The 25,436-nt window shown below is 66.2% G+C and carries 26 protein-coding genes; 9 read left to right on the top strand and 17 right to left on the bottom strand.

All coding sequences use genetic code 11. The features are described 5' to 3' along the window. Positions 1-681, top strand: a complete 681-nt coding sequence (thiE, locus tag CH292_RS07010; protein ID WP_019663276.1) for a thiamine phosphate synthase — start codon at positions 1-3, stop codon at positions 679-681. On the opposite strand, the gene CH292_RS07005 is transcribed toward thiE, so the two are convergent. Further along, on the bottom strand, positions 678-1,517 hold the full coding sequence (locus CH292_RS07005) for an NUDIX hydrolase (protein WP_019663275.1): 840 nt from the start codon (positions 1,515-1,517) through the stop codon (positions 678-680). The two genes, thiE and CH292_RS07005, sit on opposite strands and share 4 nt — an antisense overlap. 84 nt (positions 1,518-1,601) lie before the next feature. On the opposite strand from CH292_RS07005, the gene CH292_RS07000 reads away from it, so the two are divergent. From CH292_RS07000 to CH292_RS06990, 3 genes are read left to right on the top strand one after another with little or no spacing between them, the layout of a single operon-like run. Then, positions 1,602-2,906, top strand: coding sequence for a hypothetical protein (locus CH292_RS07000; RefSeq protein WP_020110799.1), 1,305 nt, complete (start codon positions 1,602-1,604; stop codon positions 2,904-2,906). After that, complete coding sequence (locus CH292_RS06995) at positions 2,903-3,901, top strand: transporter substrate-binding domain-containing protein (protein WP_094654399.1); 999 nt, start codon at positions 2,903-2,905, stop codon at positions 3,899-3,901. Before CH292_RS07000 ends, CH292_RS06995 begins: the two co-directional genes overlap by 4 nt. Before the next feature lies 1 nt (position 3,902). Then, positions 3,903-6,335: a serine/threonine-protein kinase gene (locus CH292_RS06990; protein WP_256977968.1), complete on the top strand. Its 2,433-nt coding sequence runs from the start codon at positions 3,903-3,905 to the stop codon at positions 6,333-6,335. Here CH292_RS06990 and CH292_RS06985 read toward each other — a convergent pair. Then, the gene (locus CH292_RS06985; RefSeq protein WP_020110801.1) at positions 6,324-7,520 is read right to left on the bottom strand and encodes an acetate kinase; all 1,197 of its coding nucleotides are present in this window, start codon (positions 7,518-7,520) and stop codon (positions 6,324-6,326) included. The genes CH292_RS06990 and CH292_RS06985 overlap by 12 nt on opposite strands. Further along, positions 7,517-9,592, bottom strand: coding sequence for a phosphate acetyltransferase (pta, locus tag CH292_RS06980; protein ID WP_033188696.1), 2,076 nt, complete (start codon positions 9,590-9,592; stop codon positions 7,517-7,519). Before pta ends, CH292_RS06985 begins: the two co-directional genes overlap by 4 nt. A 60-nt stretch (positions 9,593-9,652) precedes the next feature. On the opposite strand from pta, the gene CH292_RS06975 reads away from it, so the two are divergent. Next, positions 9,653-10,168: a nitroreductase/quinone reductase family protein gene (locus tag CH292_RS06975; protein WP_094654398.1), complete on the top strand. Its 516-nt coding sequence runs from the start codon at positions 9,653-9,655 to the stop codon at positions 10,166-10,168. A gap of 69 nt (positions 10,169-10,237) precedes the next feature. Here the strand turns inward: CH292_RS06975 and fgd are convergent, their stop codons facing one another. From fgd to CH292_RS06915, 12 genes are all read right to left on the bottom strand, one after another. After that, positions 10,238-11,251: a glucose-6-phosphate dehydrogenase (coenzyme-F420) gene (gene fgd / locus CH292_RS06970; RefSeq protein WP_019663267.1), complete on the bottom strand. Its 1,014-nt coding sequence runs from the start codon at positions 11,249-11,251 to the stop codon at positions 10,238-10,240. A gap of 63 nt (positions 11,252-11,314) precedes the next feature. Continuing rightward, positions 11,315-11,683, bottom strand: a complete 369-nt coding sequence (locus CH292_RS06965; protein ID WP_033188697.1) for a YidH family protein — start codon at positions 11,681-11,683, stop codon at positions 11,315-11,317. A gap of 22 nt (positions 11,684-11,705) precedes the next feature. Then, the gene (locus tag CH292_RS06960) at positions 11,706-12,725 is read right to left on the bottom strand and encodes an aldo/keto reductase (protein WP_094654397.1); all 1,020 of its coding nucleotides are present in this window, start codon (positions 12,723-12,725) and stop codon (positions 11,706-11,708) included. Next, positions 12,722-14,068, bottom strand: coding sequence for an LLM class flavin-dependent oxidoreductase (locus tag CH292_RS06955; protein ID WP_094627724.1), 1,347 nt, complete (start codon positions 14,066-14,068; stop codon positions 12,722-12,724). Before CH292_RS06955 ends, CH292_RS06960 begins: the two co-directional genes overlap by 4 nt. An 8-nt stretch (positions 14,069-14,076) precedes the next feature. Continuing rightward, the gene (locus CH292_RS06950; protein WP_019663263.1) at positions 14,077-14,973 is read right to left on the bottom strand and encodes an LLM class flavin-dependent oxidoreductase; all 897 of its coding nucleotides are present in this window, start codon (positions 14,971-14,973) and stop codon (positions 14,077-14,079) included. Continuing rightward, complete coding sequence (locus CH292_RS06945) at positions 14,970-15,296, bottom strand: rhodanese-like domain-containing protein (protein ID WP_020110804.1); 327 nt, start codon at positions 15,294-15,296, stop codon at positions 14,970-14,972. Before CH292_RS06945 ends, CH292_RS06950 begins: the two co-directional genes overlap by 4 nt. Before the next feature lie 110 nt (positions 15,297-15,406). After that, positions 15,407-16,120, bottom strand: coding sequence for a GNAT family N-acetyltransferase (locus tag CH292_RS06940; protein ID WP_019663261.1), 714 nt, complete (start codon positions 16,118-16,120; stop codon positions 15,407-15,409). Then, positions 16,117-16,647, bottom strand: a complete 531-nt coding sequence (locus CH292_RS06935; RefSeq protein WP_020110806.1) for an AAA family ATPase — start codon at positions 16,645-16,647, stop codon at positions 16,117-16,119. The genes CH292_RS06940 and CH292_RS06935 overlap by 4 nt, the downstream gene beginning before the upstream one ends. Continuing rightward, the gene (gene cysC, locus CH292_RS06930) at positions 16,644-18,497 is read right to left on the bottom strand and encodes an adenylyl-sulfate kinase (protein ID WP_033188699.1); all 1,854 of its coding nucleotides are present in this window, start codon (positions 18,495-18,497) and stop codon (positions 16,644-16,646) included. Before cysC ends, CH292_RS06935 begins: the two co-directional genes overlap by 4 nt. After that, positions 18,497-19,429 carry a sulfate adenylyltransferase subunit CysD gene (gene cysD, locus CH292_RS06925; protein ID WP_019663258.1) on the bottom strand — a complete coding sequence of 311 codons (933 nt, stop codon included), beginning with the start codon at positions 19,427-19,429 and terminating at the stop codon, positions 18,497-18,499. Before cysD ends, cysC begins: the two co-directional genes overlap by 1 nt. After that, complete coding sequence (locus CH292_RS06920; protein ID WP_179277929.1) at positions 19,426-20,232, bottom strand: Stf0 family sulfotransferase; 807 nt, start codon at positions 20,230-20,232, stop codon at positions 19,426-19,428. Before CH292_RS06920 ends, cysD begins: the two co-directional genes overlap by 4 nt. Positions 20,233-20,314: 82 nt before the next feature. After that, positions 20,315-21,676, bottom strand: a complete 1,362-nt coding sequence (locus tag CH292_RS06915) for a sulfatase (protein ID WP_094654395.1) — start codon at positions 21,674-21,676, stop codon at positions 20,315-20,317. Positions 21,677-21,735: 59 nt separating this feature from the next. On the opposite strand from CH292_RS06915, the gene CH292_RS06910 reads away from it, so the two are divergent. Beyond that, positions 21,736-22,593 (top strand): formylglycine-generating enzyme family protein, encoded by an 858-nt coding sequence (locus CH292_RS06910; protein ID WP_094654394.1) that lies wholly within the window; start codon positions 21,736-21,738, stop codon positions 22,591-22,593. Here CH292_RS06910 and CH292_RS06905 read toward each other — a convergent pair. Further along, the gene (locus tag CH292_RS06905) at positions 22,583-23,077 is read right to left on the bottom strand and encodes a GNAT family N-acetyltransferase (RefSeq protein ID WP_094654393.1); all 495 of its coding nucleotides are present in this window, start codon (positions 23,075-23,077) and stop codon (positions 22,583-22,585) included. The two genes, CH292_RS06910 and CH292_RS06905, sit on opposite strands and share 11 nt — an antisense overlap. 173 nt (positions 23,078-23,250) lie before the next feature. Here CH292_RS06905 and CH292_RS06900 point away from each other — a divergent pair, with 173 nt between their 5' ends. Continuing rightward, entirely contained in the window at positions 23,251-23,730 is a 480-nt protein-coding gene (locus CH292_RS06900; RefSeq protein WP_033188703.1) for a winged helix-turn-helix domain-containing protein, read from the top strand. A gap of 165 nt (positions 23,731-23,895) precedes the next feature. Here the strand turns inward: CH292_RS06900 and CH292_RS06895 are convergent, their stop codons facing one another. Beyond that, complete coding sequence (locus CH292_RS06895; RefSeq protein ID WP_094654392.1) at positions 23,896-24,816, bottom strand: LysR family transcriptional regulator; 921 nt, start codon at positions 24,814-24,816, stop codon at positions 23,896-23,898. 17 nt (positions 24,817-24,833) lie between these two features. Between CH292_RS06895 and CH292_RS28840 the strand changes: the two genes are divergently transcribed. Further along, positions 24,834-24,986 carry a hypothetical protein gene (locus CH292_RS28840; RefSeq protein WP_179277928.1) on the top strand — a complete coding sequence of 51 codons (153 nt, stop codon included), beginning with the start codon at positions 24,834-24,836 and terminating at the stop codon, positions 24,984-24,986. Between the two features lie 236 nt (positions 24,987-25,222). Then, the gene (locus tag CH292_RS28835) at positions 25,223-25,429 is read left to right on the top strand and encodes a dodecin (protein WP_033188717.1); all 207 of its coding nucleotides are present in this window, start codon (positions 25,223-25,225) and stop codon (positions 25,427-25,429) included. Positions 25,430-25,436 lie beyond the last annotated feature (7 nt).

Below are 25,436 nucleotides of genomic sequence, written 5' to 3'. Positions count from 1 at the left end.
GTGCATCCCACTCAGAGCTCCCGTGAACGCTTGAACTCTGCCCGCCTGTACCTGTGCACCGACGCCAGGCGCGAGCTCGGCGATCTAGCCCAGTTCGCCGAGGCGGCACTGTCCGGCGGCGTCGACATCATTCAGCTTCGCGACAAGAACTCCGCAGGTGAGCGTGAGTTCGGTCCGCTGGAGGCCAAGGACGAACTGGCTGCGCTGGCCGTTCTGTCCGCGGCCACCAGGCGTCACGGCGCGCTGTTGGCCGTCAACGACCGCGCGGACCTGGCGTTGGCGTCGAACGCCGATGTGTTGCATCTGGGCCAGGGCGATCTGCCGGTGCATTACGCGCGGCAGATCCTCGGACCGGATGTGGTGATCGGACGTTCGACGCAGAACCGTAGCCAGGCGAGTCTGGCGGCGATCGAGGACGGTGTGGACTACTTCGCGACCGGGCCGGTGTGGGCGACCCCGACGAAGCCGAATCGCAAGGCCGCGGGCCTCGAACTGGTGCGCAGCACGGCCGACTCGGCTCCGACACGGCCGTGGTTCGCCATCGGCGGTGTCGACGCCGACAACGTCGACGAGGTCCTTGCGGCCGGCGCGGACCGCGTTGTGGTCGTGCGTGCCATCACGCAGGCCCGCGACCCTCAGGCCGCAGCTCAGGCGCTGGCGGAGAAGCTGAAAGGCAACTAGCTCAGCCAGGCGAGGACGGTCGATGGTGGGAGCACCTGCACCGCCGTCGGCAACCGTTCCTTCAGGCCGCGGTCCGCGGTGACGAGCGCGGTCAGCGCGCTGCCGTCGTGTGCGCGCCGAGCGAGTTCGTCGTCGCCGCTGCCCGACGCATGGATGACGGGGACTCGGGCGTCGTCGAATCGGGCTGCGCGGGCGTCGCCTTCGAGGACGGCTTCGATGGTGGTGAGCCACCCGTAGGTGCCGCCGGGCAGTTCGACGGTGCGCGGCAGGACGTCGGCGAGGGAGGTCAGCAGCTCGCCGGTTGCGCCGCTGCGGTCCTTCCACCAGCCGTTGGGGCGGGAGCCGAGCACGTTGGCGGTGTCGAGCAGTACGCGGAGAGGTTCGGTCCGCAAGGTGGGCCAGCTCGCCGCGAAGCCGGGGTGCAGAGGCAGGGCGTCGACCATGCTTTCGGGAACCCAACGCAGTTCGGTGCTTTCACCGTTCGGGGTGGTGGGAAGCTGAGTGTCGGCGTCGGCGACGACGGTGGTGTACGTCCAACCGCTCGGGGCCGTCGCGGTGAGCTTTTCTCCTCGGACGTTGAGCCGGGCCGCGCCGATTCCTGCTTCTTCGTCGGCTTCACGGACGGCGGCCGTCACTGCGCTCTCGTGCGAGTCCTTCGCGCCGCCCGGAAGCGCCCAGGTTCCGCCCTGGTGACTCCAGAGGGCGCGGTGTTGCAGCAGTACCGTCGGCTCACCGTCTGCGGACGGTGCACGCAGGAGCAGACCTGCGGCTCCGTACCTTCCCCAGTGTCGCGTGCCGTTCTCCCCGACTACCCACCCGTCACCGTCGCCGCGCATACCTCCACACCTTAGGGGACTGCACCTTCGGAGTGTTCGCCGTCCACGTACGCACCGCGGGCGGAAACTTATATGCTCGAACCTGTGAACGTGGTCGGCACTACACCCACTGCTGCCGTACCTCCCACGACGGCCGCCACGGCCTCGGAGAGCGACTCGCGGCGTGAGTTGCGGCGCCTGGCACGGTCGACGCCTGCGCGCATGATCGCCCTGGGCGGTCTGCTGATCGTGTTGCTGGTCGCGACGGGGTTCGTGACGAGCGAGGCTGTGTCCGATCGCGAGTCCACGCTCGATTCGTTGTTGGTGCGCACCGAGCCTCTGGCCAATTCCGCGCAAAATCTGTACGGCGCCCTGTCGGTCGCGGATGCCGCGGCGTCGACGGCGTTCATCTCCGGTGGCCTGGAACCTCAGGCGGTGCGTGACCGGTACGCGCAGGCCATCGGCGACGCGGGCACCGAGCTGATCCGGGCGTCCGGCGGGCTCGGCGAGTCCGACACCGAGGCCAGGGACGCTCTCACGGAGATCGGTGCGGCACTGCCGGTGTACACGGGCCTCGTCGAGACCGCCCGTTCCAACAATCGGAGTGGCAATCCCGTCGGATCGTCGTACCTCGGTGAGGCGTCCACGCTGATGCAGACCTCGCTGCTTCCCCGCGCCGAGGGCCTGTACACGGCGCAGGCATCGCGGGTGTCGACGGATCAGGAAAGGTTCGTCCACCCACCGGTGTTCGCTATCGCGACCATCGTCGTCGTCCTCGGACTGCTGGTGTTGGCTCAGCTGTACTTGTCGCGGCGCACGCACCGGACCCTGAACTGGGGGTTTCTGACGGCGTCGGGTCTGGTCACGGTGCTCCTCGGGTGGATGCTGGTGGCCGGGCTCATCTCCGCGACCGCGACCGACCGTGCGCTGGACCGCGGTGTCACCCCGTTGCAGAAGCTCACCACGGGGTTCATCCTCGCTCAGCAGGCCAGGTCCGACGAGACTCTCAACCTCGTGCGCCGCGGCAGCACCCGCGAGTACGACGCCGAATTCAACGACAACACGCAGAAACTGGCCGATCTCTTCGACGGTGATGCGGCGATGACGGAGTCGTTGGCCAAGTGGAAGACCGCGCATCAGCGGATCGACGACGCGTTGGCCGTCGGCGATTTCAACACCGCCGTCACCATCGCGACGGGAAGCGGCGTCGCAGATTCGGCGGTTCAGTTCAAGGCTCTCGACGACATGCTGATCGCCGGCATCGAACAGGGCCGCACCGAGCTTCGGGGCAACGTCGAGCGAGCCAAGACCTCCCTCGTCGCGTTGAGCTCCGGAGCCATCGTCCTCACGATCGCCGCTGCGGCGGGCGTCGCAGGCGGTCTCGTTCCAAGGTTGCGTGAGTACCTGTGAACCGAATTCTCCTCGTCGTCGCCGCGATCCTCGTGGGTCTGCTCACCACCAGTTGCGTTGCACCGGAGGCGTTGCCGCCCGAGCCGGACATCAGTTACACCGAACCACCCATGCCCGACGGTGCGGGCCCGGCAACGGGTGCACCGGAAGTCGACTCCCCCGACCCGCAGTGCGCGCGCCCGACGGCCAGTCTTCGTCCCCTGCAGTTCGGACCGGGACAGGCCGGTTTTGCCCCGGAGAACACGCCACCGTCTCCGACCGTCGACCAGATCCGAGAGCGCGGTCGACTGATCGTCGGGCTGGACACCGGCAGTAACCTTTTCAGCTTCCGTGATCCGATGACCGGCAAGCTCGTCGGGTTCGACGTCGACATCGCGCGCGAGATCTCACGCGACCTCTTCGGTGACCCGGATCGAGTGGACTTCCGCATCCTCACCTCCGCGGAACGTATCGAGGCCTTGCAGAACTCGACGGTCGACGTGGTGGTCAAGACCATGACCATCACGTGTGCGCGCAAGGAGGAAGTGTCGTTCTCCACGGTGTACTTCCAGGCGCAGCACCGGGTGCTCGCGGTCAAGAACTCCGGCATCAACGGTGTCGCGGACCTGGCGAATCGACGCGTCTGCGCGGTCGACGGCACGACGTCGCTGCGGCGGCTGCAGCGCATCGTCCCGACTGCGCAGATCACCACGGCCGCGATGTGGTCCGACTGCCTCGTCGTCCTCCAACAACGTCAGGTCGACGCCGTCAGCACCGACGACACGATCCTCGCCGGTCTCGCCGCGCAGGATCCGTACCTGGAACTCGTCGGCGACAGCCTGAGCCCCGAGCCGTACGGTGTCGGAATCAAGAAGGAGAGTGAGGATCTGGTGCGGTTCGTCAACGGCACCCTGGAGCGAATCCGCGGTGACGGAACCTGGAACCGCCTGTACTCCCGCTGGCTGTCGGTCCTGGGCAGCTCGCCCGGCCCGCCGTTCCCCCAGTACGTGGACTGACATGAGCGCCCTAGACCCCGAGACTCCGACCGGTCGATCCACCGCGCCCTCACAGCGCACCGAAGCCGTGTCCCGCACCGAGGCCGTGTCCCGCACCGAGGCCGTGTCCCGCACCGAGGCCGTGTCCCGTACCGAGGCCGTCGCCAGAACCGAAGCGTCCGAGCGCACCGAGGCCGCCGACAGGACTCAGGCCGCCGACAGGACTCAGGCTGCCGACCGAACTCAGGCTTCTCCTGTCTCGCAGGTTCGTTCGTCGCGGACGTCCGGCCGGACGAGGCCGACTCGGTCGAATCGAACGGATCCTCGCCGACGCCTCGGCGCGGGCCTGGTGGACATTCCTCGTGTCGATCCTGTCGACCCTGCGACGGCGGTGATGTCGGATCCCACTGTTCCGCAACGCAAACGGTTCTGCTGGAAATGCAACTCACCGGTCGGCCGGAGTGCAGAAGGTGAGCCGGACAAGCCGTCGGGCATCTGTCCTCATTGCGGCTCGACGTACGATTTCACGCCGCTGCTCGAGCCGGGCGATCTCGTCGTCGGGCAGTACGAGGTGCAGGGGTGTATCGCGCACGGCGGTCTCGGTTGGATCTACCTGGCCATCGACCGCAACGTCAGCGATCGCTGGGTGGTGTTGAAGGGTCTGCTGCACTTCGGTGACGACGAGGCCCACGCGGTCGCCGTCGCCGAGCGTCAGTTCCTCGCGGAGGTGGCGCATCCGGGCGTCGTGAAGATCTACAACTTCGTCGAGCAGCCACGTACCGACGGCACCCGCATCGGGTTCATCGTCATGGAGTACGTGGGTGGGCGTTCGTTGCGGGACATTCTGTCCTCTCGCAAGGACGCCGAGTCGGGTGCGCGGGTTCGGATGCCGGTGGAGCAGGCCATCGCCTACGTGCTGGAGGTTCTTCCCGCGTTGTCCTACCTGCACTCCATCGGGTTGGTGTACAACGATCTCAAGCCCGAGAACATCATGGTCACCGACGATCAGATCAAGCTCATCGATCTCGGCGCGGTCGCGGGTATCGAGGATTTCGGATACCTCTACGGCACTGCCGGATATCAAGCCCCGGAGATCGTCGAGACCGGCCCGACGGTGGCGTCGGACATCTACACCGTCGGGCGCACGTTGGCGGTTCTCACTCTGGACATGCCGCAGACGAAGGGAAAGTACGACCCGGGCATTCCGTCGCCGGAGGATCACGAACTGCTCCGCCGGTACCCCTCGTTCCATCGATTGCTGCTGCGCGCCACCAATCCCGATCCGGCACAGCGGTTCTCCACCGCCGACGTGCTGGCCAGCCAGGCCACCGGTGTACTCCGCGAGATTCTGTCGCTGCAGACCGGAACGGAACGTCCCGGCCTGTCGACGGCGTTCAGTCCGCCGCGCACCACGTTCGGCACCGAAGAATCCGTCGGGCGCACGGACACGTACGTCGACGGCAAGGTGCGCGGCGACAGAATCAGTGCTCGCGACGTCGTCTCCGCGCTTCCTGTTCCCTTGGTCGATCCACTCGATCCGAGCGCACCTCTACTGGCGGCGGCGGTGCACAGCGAACCGCAGCAGACGCTCGATTCCCTTGCGCACGCCCGCCGCAACGGTATCGAGAGGTTCGCCGACGGATCGCCGGGCGGACTCGAGATCACCCTCGCGGAGGTGAAGGCGCACATCGACCTCGGAGATACCGGGACCGCGCAATCGGTGCTGAACCAGGTGATCACCGACGGCCCCGATCCGTGGCGGGTCGAGTGGTACTCCGGCCTTCTGGACCTGTTGCGCAACGAGTTCTCCGACGCATCGACGCATTTCGAGAACGTTCTCGATGCGATGCCGGGTGAGCTGGCCCCCAAGATCGCCTTGGCCGCGAGCGCCGAGCTGATCATGGAGGGCACCTCCGTCCAGGAGCCGGAAGAGCGCGAGAAGTGGCGGGCCTGCGCCGAGTCGTACTATCTCTCGGTGTGGCGCACCAATCGCGCCGTCGTCAGCTCCGCCTTCGGCCTTGCGCGCCAGATGATGTATCGCAGCGACCCCACCGCGGCCGTCGGAGTGCTGGATCAGGTTCCCATCAGCTCGCGGCACTACGCCGTCGCTCGTATGACGAGTGTGCTGACGCTGTTGATGGATCGGCCGTCCCCCGACCTCGAGGAGGACGACTTCCGCGAGGCCGCGAGACGTGTCGCCATGCTCCCCCGGCGCGAACCTCGAGCGTTGCAGATGCGCACGTTGGTTCTGGCGATGGCAATGGACTGGGTTCGGTCCGGTCATGCTGTCGAGACCGAACGTGAGCCGATTCTCGGTGCCCCGTTCACCGAGACGGGCCTGCGCTCGGGCACCGAGACCGGGTTACGCGCCCTTGCCCGTAACGCGACCGACCGCGCGCACCGCTACACGCTCGTCGACCTCGCCAACGCCATCAGGCCGCAGTCACTCTTCTGACCCGTTCTGCTCCGACACGACCTGTTCGGTGGCGCGGGCGATGGCGAGTTCTTCGTCGGTCGGGACGACGAGGACGGTCACCGCCGAGTCGTCGGTCGAGATCACACGAGCATCCTTGCTGCGTACGGCATTTCGCTCGGAGTCGACGACGATACCGAACCCTTCCAGCGAGGCCAGGGCGTCGGCGCGTACCGCGGAGGCGTTCTCGCCGACGCCGGCGGTGAACGTGATGGCGTCGAGTCGGCCCAGGTTCACCATGTAGGCACCGATGTACTTGCGGAGACGGTGGATGTAGACGTCGTAGGCGAGTGCGGCGTCGTCGTCACCGTCGTCGATCTTCTGGGCGAGCACTCGGAAGTCGTTGACACCTGCGAGTCCTTTGAGCCCGGAATTCCGGTTCAGCAACTGGTCGATCTCGTCGACGTCCATGTCCGCGTTGCGCCGTAGATGCATGACGACGCCCGGGTCGATGTCACCGCTGCGGGTGCCCATGACCAGGCCTTCCAAGGGCGTCAGGCCCATCGAGGTGTCGATCGGAACGCCGCTGCGGATCGCGGATGCAGACGCTCCGTTGCCCAGGTGCAACACGATCTGGTTCAGGTCGTCTCGGCCGAGGAACTCCGACACCCGACCGGACACGTACTCGTGCGACGTGCCGTGGAAGCCGTAGCGCCTGATCCCGTTCCGGCGGGCCACGTCTCGGTCGATCGCGTACGTGGCCGCGGCGGCGGGCAGCGAATGGAAGAACGCAGTGTCGAACACGGCGACGTGCGGGATGGACGGCAATTGTTCGCGCGCAACGTCGATGCCGAGTACGTTGGGTGGATTGTGCAGCGGCGCAAGCGCACTGAGGTCGGAGATCTGCTTGACGACCGCGTCGTCGATCAGCGTCGGTCGGTAGAAGATCTCCCCGCCGTGTACGACGCGGTGGCCCACCGCCGTCACGTCGGAACCCAGCTCCACTCCCGCGTTCTCCAGCATCTCGAACGCGACGGCGAGACCGACACCGTGATCGGCTATCTCCCGGCGGTTCTCGATCTCCTCACCGTGGAACTCGAGGACGACGCGACCTTCCGGCTCCCCGATCTGCTCGACCAGCCCGGAGGCGACGGACCGGCCGGTCTCGGGTTCCACCAGTTGGAACTTCACCGACGACGAACCGGAGTTGACGACGAGGACGCTCATGCCTGGTGCCCCTGTGCCTGGATGGCCGTGATGGCAACGGTGTTGACGATGTCCTCCACCAGTGCACCGCGAGAGAGGTCGTTGACGGGCTTGCGAAGACCCTGCAGAACCGGCCCGACCGCGACGGCACCTGCGCTGCGCTGCACCGCCTTGTACGTGTTGTTGCCCGTGTTGAGGTCCGGGAAGATGAACACCGTTGCGCGGCCGGCGACATCGGAATCGGGCAGCTTGGACTTCGCGACGGACGGCTCTATCGCTGCGTCGTACTGAATCGGGCCCTCCACGAGCAGTTCCGGGTTTCGTTCCCGCACGAGCCGCGTGGCCTCGCGTACCTTGTCGACGTCGGCGCCGGTTCCCGAGTCGCCGGTGGAATAGGACAGCATCGCGATGCGGGGTTCGATGCCGAACTGAGCGGACGTGGTCGCCGACGAGATCGCGATGTCGGCCAGTTGCTCCGCCGTCGGGTCCGGCACGATAGCGCAGTCGCCGTAGGCGAGAACGCGGTCGGACAGGCACATCAGGAAGATGCTCGAGACGGTGTCGACGCCGTCGGCCGTCTTGATGATCTCGAACGACGGACGGATCGTGTGGGCTGTGGTGTGGGCGGCGCCCGACACCATGCCGTCGGCAATTCCCTTGTACACCATCATGGTTCCGAAGTACGAGATGTCGGTCATGATCTCGCGTGCCCGCTCGATGCGCATGCCCTTGTGCTTGCGTAGTTCGGTGTACTCGGCGGCGAAGTCCTCGGCGTGGTCCGAGGTCTTGGGGTCGAGCACCTGCGCGTCGCCGAGGTCGACACCGAGTTCCGCTGCGCGACGCCGGATGGGGCCTTCCTCGCCGAGGATCGTCAGCGTGGCCACCTGCCGCTGCAGCAGCCTGCCCGCCGCACGAAGGATTCGGTCGTCACCGCCCTCGGGGAGGACGATGTGTTTCTGATCGGCGCGAGCGCGGTGGATCAGCTGGTACTCGAACATCTGCGGGGTGGTGATCGACGGAATGCTCAGCTCCAGCCGATCCAGCAGGGCCCGTGCGTCGACCCGCTGTTCCATCAGGCTCAGTGCGGTGTCCACCTTGCGCTGCGAGCCGACGGCCACCCGGCCACGTGCTTTCGCGGCCGCGGAGGCGGTGTCGAACGTACCGAGGTCTGTCGTCAGGATCGGCAGTTTGGGACCGAGACCGGACACGAGCCTGGCGATCGCGGGGTGCGGCTCGATGCCCCCGTTCATGATGATGCCGGCGAGCGAGGGAAAGCCCTCTGCTTCATGGGCGTTGACCAGTGCCAGCAGCACGTCCGAGCGGTCGGCCGGGGCGATGACCACCACCGAATCCGTCAGACGCTCGAGGATGTGCTCGGCTGTCATCCCGCCGACCATGACCCGAAGCGCTTCGCGTTGCATGAGCTCGGGGTCTCCGCTGTAGAGCTTTCCGTCGACGGCCTCGAGCAGCTCGGCCATCGTCGGAGCGATCAGCAGTGGGATCTCCGGCAGGCTCCACGCCGGCACTCCGAGCGGTGTCAGTGCCTCGGTGACCTCGTCGAGCTTGTCGGGATCGCATCGGTTGGCGACGATCGCGGCGAGGTGCGCGTGGTGCTGACGAAGCTCGGCCTGACACAGCTGCGCCAATTGGACGATCTCGCTCGTCGACCGTTCCGAGCCTCGAAGCGCAAGCAGCACAGGCGCGCCGAGGTTCGCTGCGACACGGGCGTTGAAACTCAGTTCCGACGGGCTGCCGACGTCCGTGAAATCGCTGCCGACGATCACCACTGCGTCGCACTGCGCGGCGACGTCGTGGAAGCGTGAGACGATCTCGCCGAGCGCGGCGTCGGGATCGGCGTGCACGGCCTCGTAGGTGACGCCGAGTGACTGCTCGTAGGACAGATCCGCCGTCGTGTGGTCGACGAGAAGTTCCAGAATGTAGTCGGTTTCCGTCGTCGACCTCGCGATGGGCCGGAAGACACCGACCCGGGCCGCAGACGCACACAGCATCTGGAGCACTCCGAGTGCAATGGTCGACTTACCGGTGTCGCCCTCGGGTGAGGCGATGTAGATGCTCGATGCAGGCTCGGCCATGGGAGTCAGCGTACTGGTTCCGCTGTTGACAGAAGGTGACCTGCGGTAGTCAGATCGGTCATGGCCGAATCACCGTTTCCCGATGTGCGCTGGGGCAGCGAAACGAGCTTCATCCGCACACCCGCCGTCGCGTTCGCCGCGACCAAACCAGGATCGTGGGTGATCCGGAACCTCGCAGGCGTCGACCGCAGGCTGCTCGAGCGAACGAACGGCCGGTTCACGATCCTCGGTCCCATCGCCGCGCCGGTGGTGCTTCTGACGACGACCGGCCGCAAATCCGGTCGACCCAGAACGTCCCCGCTGCTGTACTACCGCGAGAGCGACAAGCTGTACGTCGTCGGCAGCAACTTCGGGCAACAGCACCACCCGGCATGGACGACGAACCTCCTCGCCGACCCCAACGCCACCGTCGCCATCGGGGGCAAGAAGATCCCCGTCACCGCCACCCCCGTCGTCGGCGCGGAGAAAGCTCGCATCTACGCGGCGTTCAACGACATGGTCCGCGTCTACGGGGAGTACAAGAACCGCACCGACCGGGACATGCGCATGTTCGAACTGGCGGCCGTGCAGCCCTGACCACCCGCATGGATGTGCCACCGCCTACGCGTTGCGGTGGCACATCCATGCCGGCGGGGAGCGGTCGAACTAACCCAACTTGCGCAGCCGCGGCGACAGGTCGCGCTCGAAGAGTTCGAGGAAGCGCTTCTGGTCGTGTCCGGGGGCGTGGAAGACGAGGTGGTTCAGGCCCGCGTCGGTGTACTGCTTGACCTTCTCCACGGCCTCGTCGGGGTCGGAGGCGACGATCCACCGCTTGGCGACCTGCTCGATGGGCAGTTCGTCGGCTGCTTTCTCCATTTCGATCGGGTCGTCGATGGAGTGCTTCTGCTCCGGGGTCAGTGACAGTGGCGCCCAGAATCGGGTGTTCTCCAGCGCGAGGTCCGGGTCGGTGTCGTAGGAGATCTTGATTTCGATCATCTTGTCGATGTCGCCTGCGTCGCGTTCGGCTTTGCCTGCGCCCTCTTCGACGGCGGGAAGCAGCTTGTCGGTGTAGAGCTCCATGCCCTTGCCGGAAGTGCAGATGAAGCCGTCGCCTGCGCGGCCTGCGTACCGGGCGACGACGGGTCCGCCCGCGGCGATGTAGACGGGGATTCCGCCTTCGGGGACGTCGTAGATCGATGCACCCTTGGTGGTGTAGTACTCGCCGTCGAAGTCGACGCGGTCACCGAGCCACAGTTCTCGCATCAGGCGCACGGATTCGCGGAGGCGCGCGAAGCGTTCCTTGAATTCGGGCCATTCTCCGGTGAATCCGGTGGCGATTTCGTTGAGTGCTTCGCCGGTGCCGACGCCGAGCATGATGCGCCCCGGGTACAGGCAGCCCATCGTGGCGAATGCCTGGGCGATGACGGAGGGGTTGTAGCGGAAGGTCGGGGTGAGGACCGAGGTGCCGAGCTGGATGGTCTTGGTTCGTTCACCGACGGCCGTCATCCATGCCAACGAGAACGGTGCGTGTCCGCCTTCGTGCCGCCAGGGCTGGAAGTGGTCGCTGACCGTCGCCGAGTCCATGCCGTGCTGCTCGGCGAGAACACCGAGTTCGACGAGCTCGCGCGGTCCGAACTGCTCCGCCGACGCCTTGTATCCCAGTTTCAAAGCCTGTGCCACGCGCTGCTCCCTTGTCGAATGTCACTAATCCTTCGATTGTGCACTCCCGACGGAAACTGTGGGCTAGTGGATCCCCAGCACCGTGACAATTCCGGCCAATACGGCAACTGCACCGATTCCGACGGCGAACATCCAGAGGTCTTTGGCGTCGGGCATCGGCGCTCCGGCCTCGAGTGCCCGACGGACCTGCAACCAGCGTCGCAATCCGACGACGGCAGCCGACGCCGCCATGCCGATCAGGACCAGTCCGAGCGTCGTGCGAACCCATCCGGTACTGAAATCGGGAACGAGGTGGACGATGGCGATGCCGCCCGCGAGCAAACCGAGCGACGTGCGCATCCACGCCAGGAAGGTGCGTTCGCTGGCCAGGGTGAATCGTTCGTCCGGGCGGGCGGGCGGTCCAACAGGCGGCTCGTCGGTCACACTCCACATGATGCACCATCGGCTGGAACCGCTATTTCTTCGGGCGCAGCACCGTTCCGTGCACTCCGTGCTTGTCGATGGCGGCGAGCTCGGCGTCGTCCAGATCGGCGAAAGTGGTTGCTGCCAGGTTGTGTTCGAGTTGAGCGGTCGAGCTCGCACCGACGAGCGCAGTGGTGACCTCCGGACGGCGAAGAACCCACTGCAACGCCAGCTGAGGTAACGACTGACCACGTGCCTGCGCGATCTTGTTCAGCGCCGCGGCTCGCTCGACGTAGACGTCGGAGATGTCGTCGGCGTTCAGGAAAGCACTGTCGGCGGCGCGTGAATCCGCGGGCACGGTGCCCTGCAGGTACTTGTCGGTGAGCAGTCCCTGTGCCAGCGGCGAGTAGGCGACCACACCGGTGCCGTCCTGAGCTGCAGTGTCCAGGTGACCGCTCCGTTCGACGGTCCGATCGAAGATGGAGTACCTGGATTGGTGCACGAGCAGAGGTGTGCCCAGCTTCTGCGCGATGATCGCCGCGTCGTGAGCGCGCTCGGCGGTGTAGTTGGAGATGCCGATGTAGTGCGCTTTGCCCTGCGCCACGATGGAGGCCAAGGCTCCGATGGTCTCTTCCAGAGGTGTGTCGAGATCCGGGCTGTGCGAGTAGAAGATGTCGACGTGATCGACTCCCAGGTCACGCAGGGTGATGTCGATGGAATCGAGCAGGGTCTTCCGTCCGCCACCGCCCAGGTACGGGCTCGCGCCGATGGGGTTGCCTGCCTTCGATGCGATGACGATCTCGTCGCGGTACCGCCCGAGATCGCTGCCGAGTACGCGACCGAACACCTTCTCCGCGGCACGGAACGGCGGACCGTAGCGGTTGGCGAGATCGAAATGCGTGATGCCCAGATCGAATGCGCGGAGGATGATCTCGCGCTGAGTCTCGAAGTGTCGGTTGTCGCCGAAGTTCTGCCACAGACCGAGGGAGAACTCGGGAAGCTTCAATCCGCTTCTGCCGCTGCGGCGGAACTGCGCGTTGTCGTAACGGTTCTCTGCTGCTGAGTAGGTCATGATGCTTTCCGGTCCGATGTGGCGTGCTCGTCGTCCAGACCGAGGTGGCCACGCAGTGTGGTGGATGTGTATCCGGTGCGGTGGACCCCACGTTCCTGAAGGGCAGGAACGAGTTTGTCGACGAGGTCGTCGATACCGTCGCGCAGGTGATAGGGGTTGATGTTGAACCCGTCGACGACGCGGTGGCGCACCAGCTCGGTCCAGCGGTCGGCAACCTGGGCCGGCGTACCCGAGTGGAAACGCGACGCGGGCGACACTTCGAGAACGAGCTCCCTGATGGACAACCCCTTGTCCGACGCCAGCTTTCGCCACCGCTCGATCTGGTCCAACTTTCCGGTGCGCGCGTCGATCGACAGCGTGCCCCTGGATGGATCGAGCTCGGAGTCCACCGGATCGATGTCCGGGAGCGGACCCTCCGGGTCGTACGCCGACAGGTCCTTGCCCCAGTAGTGTTCCAGGAACGCGATGGCGCGAACACCGTTGTGCGCGTTGGATCGCAGCCAGCGGACCTTCTCCTCGGCCTCGTCGGGCGTGTCCCCGAGGACGACGGTCACGCCGGGCAGAATCTTCACGGCATCCGCCGCCCGCCCGAACGCCGCGGTCCTGGTGCGGAGATCGCGTGCGTAGGCGACGGCGTCGTCGTAGGCGTTGTTGGCCGAGAACACGACGTCGGCGTGACGCGCAGCGAGATCGCGGCCGCCCGTCGAGTCGCCGGCCTGGAACAGTATCGGTCGACCTTGCGCGCTGGCTGGGACGTTCGGCGTCGCGTGCGCTGTCAGAAGGTCGGTGTCCGAGCCGATCTTCTCACCGGCCCAGTACTGCTTGGCGAGTTCGACGACCTGTGTTGCGCGCTCGTATCGACGTTCGTGGGCGAGCCACCCGCCACGCCGGAAGTTCTCACCGGTCCAGGCATTGTCGGTGGTGACGATGTTCCAGCCTGCGCGCCCCTCGGAGAGCGCGTCGAGGCTCGCGAGGCGCCGAGCAAGTTCGACCGGCAGGCTGTACGTGGTGTTCTGCGTTGCGACGAGCCCGATGCGCTCGGTGACGCTCGCGAGTGCCGCGAGTTGGGTGATGGCGTCGGGCCGGCCCGCGATGTCGGTGGACAGGATGGCGCCGCGGTTCTCGCGAACGCGCTGGCCGTCACCGAGGAAGAAGGCGTCGAACAGTCCGCGTTCGAGCTTCTGCGCGACCTCGACGAACGTGTCCGTGGCGACCTGGTCGGGGGCGTTCGGGTCCTCCCACACGGTCTGGGCACCGATGCCGGGGTAGAAGACTCCGAGGTGGATCTGCGCGTTCTCGTCGTAGGCGGCACCGGTGTCGGGATGGCTGTCGATGGTCGACAAGAGTTCTCCTAGTTCTGTGCCGTCACGGCGTAGCGGCTGACGGGACGGTCGAGTCCGAGGTTCTCTCGGAGTGTGCGGCCCGGTTCCGGGCGGCGCAGTACCCCTGCCTCGGCCAGTGCGGGCGCGACCCTGTCGATCAGGTCACCGAGCTCCTCGGCGGATGCCGGTGTGAACCGCACTCCGTCGACGACACCGACGAGCGGCGAAACATCGTCCGTCACGGACACATCCGCGAACACCAGCCGGTCGTGCTCGGCGGCCGAGGTCGGATCGTCGACGAGGACGATGTCGAGCAGATCGGCGATACCGAGGTCCGCGCGACCGATGACGACGATCTGGCCCTGCGGCGAGCGCGGAGTGATGAGTGGTCCGACGACGTCGAAGAACTCTCCTTCGAATCGAACGTGGTGAACCTTGTCCGGGTCGAGGTACCTGCCGGTCGCGGTGTCGCGGATGACGGCGTCGTCCTCCCACGAATCCCACAGTCGCCGTGCGAGATCGACGACGTCGCGTACTTCCCGCGTGATCGCGTCGGCGTCGCGCACGTCGGTCCCCACTGCATCGTGGGCTGCGCTGCGATTGTCGGCGCCGACGACCCAGGCACCGCGTCCGTGCGAGGTGTGATCGAGGCTCGCCAGCTGGGTGGCGAGGAAGAACGGCTCGGTGGTGAGCGTGTGGACCGTCGGCCCCAGTCCGATCGTCGACGTCGTGGACGAGACGAACGCGGCACGAGTGCCTGCGTCGATGCGGTATTCCTCGTCGGCTTCGGGAACGAGCGCATCCCCGAACGTGACGAGGGTGAACCCGGCGCGTTCGGCGGCCGTCACCGCTTCCTTCAGTGCCCTGGGCGATTCGTTGCGGCCGTCCAGTTCGACAGCTAGAAGTAGTCCGTTTCCTGTGCTCACTGCGTGTGCACCGTCGGGACGCCGTGCTCTTTCAGTGCAGGAAACCCACCGTCCACGTGCGAGACGTTGGTGTAGCCGAGCCCCTTCAGTTCGTCGACGACGGGGCCCGAGCCCTTGACGGATCCGCAGAACACGACAATCGGCTCATCGCGATCACGGTCGGCGGCGCCGAACTCGGCCTCGACGGCAGCCTTGTCGACGACGACGGCTCCGGCGACGGTGCCGAACTCGATTCGCGACTTCTCACTTCGGACGTCGATCAATGTCGCGGTGGCGGAAGCTGCCTCGGCGGGAGAGATCAGTGATGCGTCGTTCGAGCTCATGGTCCTTCTTTCACGAAAAGGTGGCGTTACTTGCCTGAATCAACCAACTATCTTTCCCCACGGACCGGGTAGGAAAAAGGATTGGGATCAGCCTGAGTCGAATGGACACCTCAGGCCGGAGTGCGTACCAACGTCAGTTCCGAACGCTGGCGCAGCTCGAATCCGATGGACAGGTACAACCGAATGGCGTTCTCGTTCGACGCCGACGCGTGCAGAAACGGCTTCTCGCCGCGTTCCCGGATACCGTGCCCGACGGCACGCACGAGTTCGGTGGCCAGGCCACGACCGCGGTAGGCCGGATCGGTGCACACCGCGCTGATCTCGGTCCACCCCTGCGGGTGCATCCGCTCCCCCGCCATCGCGACCAGCGCACCCCCGGCGTCGGCGTCGCGGATCCCGAGGTAGGTTCCGAGCTCGAACGTCCTCGGCAGGAACGGTCCCGGCTTGGTGCGGTCGACGAGATCCAGCATCTCCGGAACGTCGGGTGCGCCGAGTACGACGGCATCCGCGTACGGCCGGGTCTCGAGATGAGTCCCGACGAGTTGGACGAGGCCGAACTGGTCGATCAGCTCCCAGCCGTCGGGAATCACGTGCCCGGTGCCGCGCAGCGACACGATCTCACCGTGTCCGAACAGTTCGACGATGTCGTTCCAATCGGACTGCTCGAGCACGGGCGGGTGGCCGAGAAACGGCGCGACCTCCGGGTCGAAGCGAAAACTGCGGCCCACCGTGCGCGCGAACCTGGCGTGCGCCCCCAGCAGTGAACTGCGAATCGGATCGTCGAGCGGGTGACCCGCCTGCTCGTCGAGGAAGTTGATGCTCACCGTGTGCCTTTCGAGAACTCTCTGACCGGATTCACATCGATCCAACGCAGCACCTGCTCCACCGATTCCTCCACCGACTGGCCTGCGGTGTCGAGGACGTGATGCGGGGATGTCCACGGCTCGTAGTCGCGGTCCTGGATGTCGGCCCACGTCGGCACCGCCAGCCCAGGAATGCCGACGTCGCGCGTCCGAACGCGTCGGCGATGCTCGTCGACGTCGGAGCAGGCCACCTCGATCAGGACGATCTCGGCTCCGGTTTCCGACGCCACCTTCCGCCATGCGTCGCGCGACGCGGCCACCGGCGACACGCTGTCGACCACAACGGGCACCCCCACGGCGAGCTGATCGGCCGCCAGCGCGTACAGCACCGAGTACCCCACCGTCCCCGGGACGATTCCCGCGGTGGTGATGCGGTGCTCGATCGTGTCGAGTCGCAGGTACGGCCACTGAAGACGGGACGCGACTTCCCGCGCCACCGTCGTCTTCCCGGTGGCCGGAAGTCCGGCGAGGACGACGAGTGTGCTCACCCCCGGTCGAGCACGGCCAGGACCTGGGCCACGAGGTCGTCGATGTCGGCGCCGGTGGTGTCGATGGTCAGGTCGGGCGACGACGGCGGCTCGTAGGGCGCGTCGATGCCGGTGAGTCCCTTGAGTTCGCCGGCGCGGGCACGCTTGTACAGACCCTTGGGGTCGCGGCGCTCGCATTCTTCGAGCGGCGTGCTGACGGCGACCTCGACGAAGGTGAGTCCTGCAGCGTCGTTGAGGGCGCGCGCGATGGCACGGTCGGATTCGAGAGGCGAGACGAGGGATGCGATGGCCACGACGCCTGCGTCGGCGAGCAGCCTCGTCAGATGCCCGACGCGTCGGATGTTCTCGGCTCGGTCGCCCGGGGTGAATCCGAGGTCGTCGGACAGTCCGTGCCGGACGTTGTCGCCGTCGAGAAGATATGCAGCGCGGCCCGATTCGACGAGCGCGCGCTCCAGTGCGACGGCGACGGTCGATTTGCCCGACGCCGGCAACCCGGTGAACCACACCGTCGCTCCGTGTTGACCGGTGGACGACCATCGGTGGGCGCGGTCGAGAGCCGACGGGTGCCATTTGATGTCGTTGCGGGTCTGTTCGCCGGGTTTGACCTCGCGGGCCTCGGAGATCGTGCCTGCGCCGACGGTGTCGTTCGACGTCTCGTCGATGAGGATGAAGGCACCGGCGTCGCGGTTGTCCGTGTACGGGTCGGCGAGGATCACCGAGGACGTTCGCAGTGTCACGGTGCCGATGTCGTTGAGCGTCAGTTCGACCGGTTGATCCTGCTCGTCGAGAGTTTCGGGATCGAGCCGGGAGTGCAGTGCCTGCACGGTCGCACGCACGGTCGACGCCGTGTGCTTGAGCGCGACGCGATCACCGGCGCGCAGCGGGGTGTCGCCGAACCAGCAGACGGTTGCCTCGATCTCGCGGGCGAGGACCGGAACGTGTGCGGCCTCGGCGCCGCTGACGACGACGTCGCCGCGACCGATGTCGATGTCGTCGGCGAGGGAGATGGACACCGAGAGCGGTGCCACCGCGGTGGAGCGGTTGTCGTCGAGTGTGTCGAGCGCGGTGACGGTACTGCGCGCTCCGGACGGGAGAGCCACCACGGCGTCACCGACCTGCAGCGTTCCGGCGGACAGGCGACCGGTGTAGCGTCGCCGCTCGTTCGCCGTGGGTCGCGACGCCCATTGGATGGGAAGGCGCAGTTCCTCCGGACGTGTTGCAGGAGCCACGAGTTCGACGGATTCGAGGTACTCGAGCAAGGTGGGGCCGGTGTACCACGGGGTGTTGGTCGATCGGTGGACGACGTTGTCGCCGTCCTTGGCCGCGAGTGGGATCACCGTCAGATCGGTGGCGCCGAGACGGCCGGCGAGCGTGTGCAGCTCGGCTTCGACGTCGCGGAACTTGTCTTCCGCATAGTCGATCAGATCGATCTTGTTGACGGCGGCGACCAGGTGCCGGACGCCGAGCAGCGACGAGATCCGTGCGTGCCGTCTGGTCTGCCGCAGTACGCCTGCCCGGGCGTCGACGAGGAGAACGGCGACGTGAGCGGTCGATGCGCCGGTGAACATGTTGCGGGTGTACCGCTCGTGACCCGGTGTGTCGGCGAGGATGTAGCTGCGGTTCTCGGTGGAGAAGAACCGGTAGGCGACGTCGATGGTGATGCCTTGTTCCTGTTCGGCGCGCAATCCGTCGGACAGGGCCGCGAGGTCGGGGACACCGTCGTCGCGCGTCACTGCTTCGAGGTGATCGAGGGGCAGGCTGTCGGTGTCGAACATGAGCCGTCCGATGAGCGTGCTCTTGCCGTCGTCGACCGAGCCCGCGGTTGCCAGTCGCAGTAGTTGCCGTGTCATCAGAAGTACCCCTCGCGCTTGCGATCTTCCATCGCGGCCACCGAAGTCCGGTCGTCGGCGCGCGTCTCTCCCCGTTCGGATACCGTCGCGGCCGAGATCTCCCCGATCACTCCGGCGATGTCGGTTGCATGGCTGCGGACGGCGCCGGTGATGGTGAGATCACCGACGGTGCGGTATCGAACCCATTCCGTCGCAGCCTGTTCGGTCTCTGCTGGAGATGTGAATTCCGATGTGGCGAGAAGAATTCCGTCTCGGGCGAACACCTCGCGCTCGTGCGCGAAGTAGATCGACGGGAGCTCGAGGCCTTCGAGTTCGATGTACCGCCAGATGTCGAGTTCGGTCCAGTTGCTGAGCGGGAACACGCGCACCTGCTCGCCGCGTCTGATTCGGCCGTTGTACAGCGACCACGGCTCGGGCCGCTGCGCACGAGGATCCCACTGCCCGAATGCATCTCGGAAACTCAGTACGCGCTCTTTGGCACGTGCCCGTTCCTCGTCGCGTCGCGCACCGCCGAAGGCAGCATCGAACCGGCCCGCCTCGAGGGCGTCGAGCAGCGTTCTGGTCTGCAGTCGGTTCCGCGAGCCGTTGGGGCCACCGATCTCGCTCGCACGCCCGGAGTCGATGGATTCCTGCACGGAGGCGACGATCAGTCTGTGTCCCGCCGTTTCGAGCCTGCGATCACGGAACTCGATGACCTCGGGGAAGTTGTGCCCGGTGTCCACGTGCATCACCGGGAACGGAAGCGGTGACGGACGAAACGCTTTCTCCGCCAAACGAAGGAGAACGATCGAGTCCTTGCCCGCGGAGAAGAGGAGAACAGGACGTTCGAGTTCGGCCACCACCTCGCGGATGATGTGCACGGCCTCGGCTTCGAGAACGCGGAGCTCGTCCACGTGAGTGACGTCGGGGGTCACCTCGTCGGTGGTCGTCATACTGAAATCCTTTCTGCGCGGTAACGCTCGATCCAGTCGTTCGACCTGTCGTTGCCCTGCCGCTGCAGGGCGGGCGGCGGCGCCAACTCCGGATCGAGCCCCAAGGCGACGAGCACCCTGGCGACCTGTCCGGTCGTGTCCGATGCCAGCTCGTGGTAGTCGATGTCGAGGGGTTCGACACCGGCCTCGCCGAACCATCGCGCCCACTGCCGCTCCTGATCCTCCAGAATGGCGTGGAGATGAGCGATGCCGTCGGCGTTGTACTCGGCGCGAGCGTCCACCTCCGGGTCGGCACGGCCACGCCACACCTGGGTCTGCACGGCGCGCCACATCGACACCGCCTGCGCCACAGTGTCTTTCCGTGCGACATGCACCAGCAGAACGTCCGGGCCCAGTACGTCCTCGATGGCAGTCTTCAGGTCGCCGGCGTCCGGATCGTCGGCCTGCCGGCCTGCCAATCCGTCGGCCCATGCGGTGAGCAGCGGCGTCTGGTTCCACATGAGCTTGCCACCCCACACTCCGTTCGGGGTGCGCCCGGCGTCGAGGATTCGGGCGCGCCACTCCTGCGGCGTCTCCGTGGACGGTGTTCCGGGCTTCCACGGCGCGAGCAATCTCAGCATGTTCTCGTCGTCGACGCCGGCGAACCACTCACGCGGCTGAGGCGCCAGCGACGTGCTCGGGAGGTACTGGAAGAACTCCTGTGGCTCGCCAGCCTGCCCGGTTGCACGAAGCGATTCGACGAGCAGGGTGCTTCCGCTTCGCTGTGACGCGAGGACGAGGTACGAACGCGGCTGATCGCTCATGCCGGGAATACTAGACACACGCGAAACACTTTGCACAACAGGATTTTCGATCCTGTTGCGTCAAACCATTGCCAAACCGAACTCAGTGTGCAGCGGTACCGTCCTGCGTACCCTCCGCTATCCCGCGCTCGGACGACAGCGGAGACCGCGACGGCAGTTTCAGGCCTTTCGTGACGAGGTAGTCGTGGGTGTAGCGGTCGGAAATGCGCGACCCGACGAAGTCCGACGGAATCACGTCACGCGTGGATTCACGCCACGTGTGCAACCTCAGAGCCAGGTCCTCGGCAATGGCACGGTACTCCGAATCCTCGTGCAGATTCACTGTCTCGCCCGGGTCGCTGCGCAGATCGTAGAGCTCGTTGCGTGCACGCGGTGAGCGCACCGATTCGGCCACGGCCTGGCCCGACGGGCTCTCCTCGATGTCCCACGGCAGGTCGAGTACGGGACGTTCGGCGTAGTTCTCGATGTAGCTGAAATCCTTCGTCCGCACGGCGCGGATGGGGTCGAAGGAATCGTGGTAGGTCTTCGAGGTGAACACCTCGTCGCGCACCGGCGCGCGTCCCGACGCGAGGTTGGCTGCGTGCGAGAGCCCTTCGACCTCGTCGGGTACGGGTGCACCCAGGAGGTCGAGCAGGGTGGGCACCAGGTCGACGCCGCTGAAGAGCTCGTCGTAGACCCGGGGTGCCAGACCGCGATCGGTCGGTGGTCTGACGATCAACGCAATCCCCGTCCCTGCCTCGTACAGGGTCGACTTCGCTCGGGGAAACGCCGGACCGTGGTCGGTCATGAACACGACCCACGTCGAACGGTCGAGGCCCGTCTCGGCGAGTGTGTCGAGCAGCTCGCCCACGGCAGCGTCGGCGACGGTGATCGATCCGTGGAACTCGGCGAGGTCCTCGCGGACCTCCGGCGTGTCCGGCAGGTAGTCGGGAAGCTCCACGGCATCGGCGTCGTCCGGGGTGTACCGCTCGGCGGGGTACGGACGGTGCGTCTCGAAGAATCCCGCGGTCAGGAAGAACGGCTCGGTGCGATCCTCGCGCAACCAGGCGTCGGCCTTCTCCACGACGTACTCGCAGTACGAGTTGGAGACGTCGTAGGAATCGAAACCCAGCCGGGACGGAAACGAGGACTCGTGTTGCATGCCGAACAGGGCCGTCTGCCAACCGGATTCACCGAGCAGCGCGGGCAAGGTCTGCACACCGGGGCGGTACTCCCACCCGTGGTGAGCCAATCCGACCAACCCGTTGCTGTGCGGATAGCGGCCGGTGAAGAGCGACCCTCGCGACGGTGAGCACAACGGCGCCGTCGCGTGCGCGTGCGTGAAGAGAAAGCCCTCCGCGGCAAGTGCGTCGACCCGCGGGCTCGATACCGAGCGGTGCCCGTATGCGCCGAGATGCCGCCCCAGATCGTGCCAGTGGATCAGCAGGACGTTCTCTTTCGTCATTCCTATTGCCTAGCACATGTCCGGCCCTCGCTCAGGGGGACAGGTGGCAGCATGGGGGTATGAGCGGTGGATGCTGTGCGCCCGATCGCGACGAGTCCAGTGGGCGTCGGGACCTTCCCGAGCGCGGCGCCGAGCCGGGCGTGCTGATCGAGGTGCCGGGTGGGACGTTCCTGATGGGATCGGAGGATCCCCTGGCGTATCCGGCCGATCTGGAGGGGCCGGTCCGCCGCGTCGAAGTCGAGGCGTTCTCGATCGCGCCGACGACGGTCAGCGTTGCCGAGTTCGATGCGTTCGTCGCCGCGACCGGATACGTCACCGACGCCGAACAGTTCGGTGATTCCCTCGTCTTCGCCGGATCGCTCCCCGCCGAGGACTCGTCGCCCGCGGTCACCGCGACGCCGTGGTTCCGCGTCGTCTCGGGGGCGTCGTGGCGGCGGCCGTCGGGCCCGGCGTCGTCGATCAGCCCGGTGGCCGATCACCCCGTCACCCACGTGTCCCGGCGTGACGCCGACGCGTACTGCGCATGGGCCGGGTCGTCGTTGCCCAGCGAGGAGCAATGGGAGTACGCGGCGCGCGGCGGGTTGGAGCAGCAACCGTTCCCCTGGGGGGCGGACGAATCGCTCGACCGGATGAACACGTGGCGCGGTGAGTTCCCCGGCGAGCACGTCGACACGGTGTTCACTGCACCCGTCCGGTCGTTCGAGCCGAACGGCTACGGCCTCTACAACACCACCGGCAACGTCTGGGAATGGACCACCGGGACGTTCGGCGCCGCCCGCCGCGACACCCGGGCCGTCATCCGCGGCGGGTCGCACCTGTGCCACGCGAGCTACTGCCGGCGATACCGCACCTCGGCCCGTTCGGGCGTCACGGAGGACACCTCCAGCAGCCACATCGGGTTCAGGCTCAGCCGGTGAAGACTTTCTCGAAGGTGTTCGAGAACGGCATGGCCTCGTAGGGCGGGAAGATCGGGATGCGCGTGTAGCCGCTCTTCTCGTACAGGCGCACGGCGTCGGGCTGGCGATCGCCGGTCTGCAGGATCAGCCGCGGCAGTCCGAGTTCGCGGGCCGCATCCTCCGACGCGGTGAGCAACGCCGTGGACACTCCGGTTCCGCGGTGGTCCGGGTGGACGAACATGCGCTTGAGTTCCAGGTCACCGGCGTTCCATCGGACCGCTGCGTGCCCGACGGGTGTTTCTCCCGCGTAGACGACGATGGTGCGGTGCACGGTGTCCGGGTCGACGGCGTTCGCCTGCGTGCGGGCCATGTCCGCGGCCCGGTCGGCGTACCGCGGCCCGACTTCCGCGGCCATCGCCGCCCGCAAGGCTTCGGCATCGGCGTGGTCCCACGGGACCTCCTCCGTCCGCAGGGCCACTGTCACCAGGTCGTCCTCGACATTCACGCCGAAAAGTCCATCAGTGCGGGCCGGCGCACGTCAACGGTTTCGATCACGCAGATCCTCTCGTTTTCGATCAACTCGAGCGAATATCTTCCCAAGTGCGCGTCGACGAGATTCCATGGACCGACGTCGGGACTCACCCGTCGCACCGAAGATTTCGGGGGGGGGGAGAGAGAATGACTGTCGAAGACACCGTGGTGCTGCACATCTCCGACACGGGTACGCCCTCCCTGGAGGGCCTGTCCAGGGCGCAACTGCACGCGCTCGCGGATGCGCTGCGCCGAACCACCGAAACGTTCGCCCCGAACGCACGCATCCTGACGAGATTCGACGTGCGGTTCAACGACCGCAACTCGCCACTGGTGATCGATCTGCCTGCGCGTGACGTCGTCGTCGGCGGACAGAGTGTGTCGTTCAGTCACACCGAGTTCGAGATCTTCTCCCACCTCGTGCGCAACCCGCGGGTCGTCGTCGGACGTGACGAGCTGACCCGCAGCGGCGGCGGTCGCAGCGTGGACGTACATCTGTCGAGAGTGCGCACCAAATTGGGATCGTTCGGTCGGCTCGTGACCACGGTGCGCGGCACCGGATACCGATTCGATCCGGAACCAGGCATCCGCGTGGTGACCGAACCGGTATCCCTCCGCAGCGCGTGAACACGAGTGTCGGAGTGCGATCCACCTGCTTGGCGACGTGTTCTGGGGTGACGGTGTCCCTGGGTGCACACAAGTCGGTTCGGCAGGGCACATCCGGCCCTCGCGAAGCGATCTGTGTGCACCCAGGAACATGCACGAGGGTCGAGTAACCGGGGTTCGACAGAGTCAGGACGCCAGTTCGACCGGGCGAACGCGCCGATGGAACGCGCGTACGGCCTCGGCTACCGCCGGCCGTTCGCTCGAGGCCTGTCGGTACGTCACGCCGAGCCGTCGGGCACCGTCGATGATCGGCTGGGTGACACCGGGTTGCGATACGAGGTGCCTGAAATCGTCGGGCACGGACATCTGCGGCACGATGGTCGCACCGAATCCGTGCCCGACCATCACGGCCATCATCGCGAAACTGTTGCTGCGGTGCTGGATCCGCGGAGTGAACCCTGCTTGCCTGCAGCTGAACACCACCGACTGTACGGAGGGCGCACCGTCGGCTGCTGCGATCCAGTCGGCTTCGGCGAGCGCCGCGAGACCCATCTCCGAAATTCGCTCGTGCCACGCGGTAGGCGCCAGCACGACGAGTGGGTCGTCGAACAGGTAGTCCGTCGTCATGCCGGTGGGCAGGTCGGTGGCCCCGAACGAGTAGGTGTACGTGATTGCCAGATCCACTTCTTGATTGCGTACCGCCGGAACGGAATCGACCGGCATCGACTCGATCAACCGGATACGCAGTCCCGGGTGCGCGCTCTCCAGGCCCGCGGCCACCGGCAGCGCGAGCTGCGCCATTGCGGTCTGGAAGCATGCGACGGTCAGGACACCCGCGATGACGTCGCCGGTCGCCGCCACCGCACTCTCGGCTTCTTCCAGTGCGGCGAGAACGCGTGCTGTGTGATCCACCAGCACCCTGCCTGCGCCGGTGAGCCGCAACGTCCTACCGTTGCGCCGCGTCAGGACGGCACCGACTTCGTCTTCGAGAGTACGAAGCTGTTGCGACACAGCCGAGGTGGTGATGCCGTGCAGCTCGGCGACGGCGGACATCGTCGCGTACTCCGCGAGATCTCGCAGCAGTATCAGCCTCTTGACGTCGTACACCTCAGACCGCCGCTGCGGTGCCCGGTCCGGCTTCGTCGTCGGAGGCTGGAACTGCAACGGCCATCGGAATTCTGGACAAGAACAAGCGACGAAGCGTCATTGCGGAGATACTCCTCGAGAAGGACGACAGGGACAGCACCGGCGCTCGATGGGGCGACATGCTCGAATGAAAGGCGCTGCAGGTTCGGAGAACTCGTCCGGTCTTCGCTTTTCACTTCATGCCGATGCCCGAGTGTGGTCCGTCACCGGACGGGAAACCACCCTTCGAATCACGATGATTTTTCCGCGCGTGGCCTCGACCAGCGCCTACAGCAGACGATTTCACCGTTCTGTTTCGAAATCGGCATTGCAGGAGAAGTATCAGCAGTCGGAAAGTTCACCAGACTGCAGAGGAGCGAAAGAACCCATGAGCGACAACATCTACCGCGTCACCGAAATCGTCGGAACCTCCACCGAAAGCACCGACGACGCCATCCGAAAGGCGATCGCGCGCGCGAACACCACCCTCAACAACCTCGACTGGTTCGAGGTACTCGAAACCCGCGGCCACATCGAAGATGGATCGATCGCTCACTTCCAGGTGACGATCAAGGTCGGGTTCAAACTGGAGTGAGATGGAG

Source organism: Rhodococcus sp. 14-2470-1a (assembly GCF_002259425.1).
Classification (GTDB): domain Bacteria; phylum Actinomycetota; class Actinomycetes; order Mycobacteriales; family Mycobacteriaceae; genus Rhodococcoides; species Rhodococcoides fascians_E.
This window is presented reverse-complemented; position numbering and strand designations above follow the sequence as displayed.

Bases quoted from the DNA above. Each gene is read 5' to 3' on its own strand.
- pta (WP_033188696.1), bottom strand. From the start codon at position 9,592: ATGGCCGAGCCTGCATCGAGCATCTACATCGCCTCACCCGAGGGCGAC.
- CH292_RS07005 (WP_019663275.1), bottom strand. From the start codon at position 1,517: ATGCGCGGCGACGGTGACGGGTGGGTAGTCGGGGAGAACGGCACGCGA.
- CH292_RS06990 (WP_256977968.1), top strand. From the start codon at position 3,903: ATGAGCGCCCTAGACCCCGAGACTCCGACCGGTCGATCCACCGCGCCC.
- CH292_RS06985 (WP_020110801.1), bottom strand. From the start codon at position 7,520: ATGAGCGTCCTCGTCGTCAACTCCGGTTCGTCGTCGGTGAAGTTCCAA.
- CH292_RS06915 (WP_094654395.1), bottom strand. From the start codon at position 21,676: ATGACGAAAGAGAACGTCCTGCTGATCCACTGGCACGATCTGGGGCGG.
- cysC (WP_033188699.1), bottom strand. From the start codon at position 18,497: ATGACACGGCAACTACTGCGACTGGCAACCGCGGGCTCGGTCGACGAC.
- CH292_RS06975 (WP_094654398.1), top strand. From the start codon at position 9,653: ATGGCCGAATCACCGTTTCCCGATGTGCGCTGGGGCAGCGAAACGAGC.
- CH292_RS06900 (WP_033188703.1), top strand. From the start codon at position 23,251: ATGACTGTCGAAGACACCGTGGTGCTGCACATCTCCGACACGGGTACG.
- CH292_RS06920 (WP_179277929.1), bottom strand. From the start codon at position 20,232: ATGAGCGATCAGCCGCGTTCGTACCTCGTCCTCGCGTCACAGCGAAGC.
- CH292_RS06945 (WP_020110804.1), bottom strand. From the start codon at position 15,296: ATGAGCTCGAACGACGCATCACTGATCTCTCCCGCCGAGGCAGCTTCC.
- CH292_RS06960 (WP_094654397.1), bottom strand. From the start codon at position 12,725: ATGACCTACTCAGCAGCAGAGAACCGTTACGACAACGCGCAGTTCCGC.
- CH292_RS06910 (WP_094654394.1), top strand. From the start codon at position 21,736: ATGAGCGGTGGATGCTGTGCGCCCGATCGCGACGAGTCCAGTGGGCGT.
- cysD (WP_019663258.1), bottom strand. From the start codon at position 19,429: ATGACGACCACCGACGAGGTGACCCCCGACGTCACTCACGTGGACGAG.
- CH292_RS28835 (WP_033188717.1), top strand. From the start codon at position 25,223: ATGAGCGACAACATCTACCGCGTCACCGAAATCGTCGGAACCTCCACC.
- CH292_RS06965 (WP_033188697.1), bottom strand. From the start codon at position 11,683: ATGTGGAGTGTGACCGACGAGCCGCCTGTTGGACCGCCCGCCCGCCCG.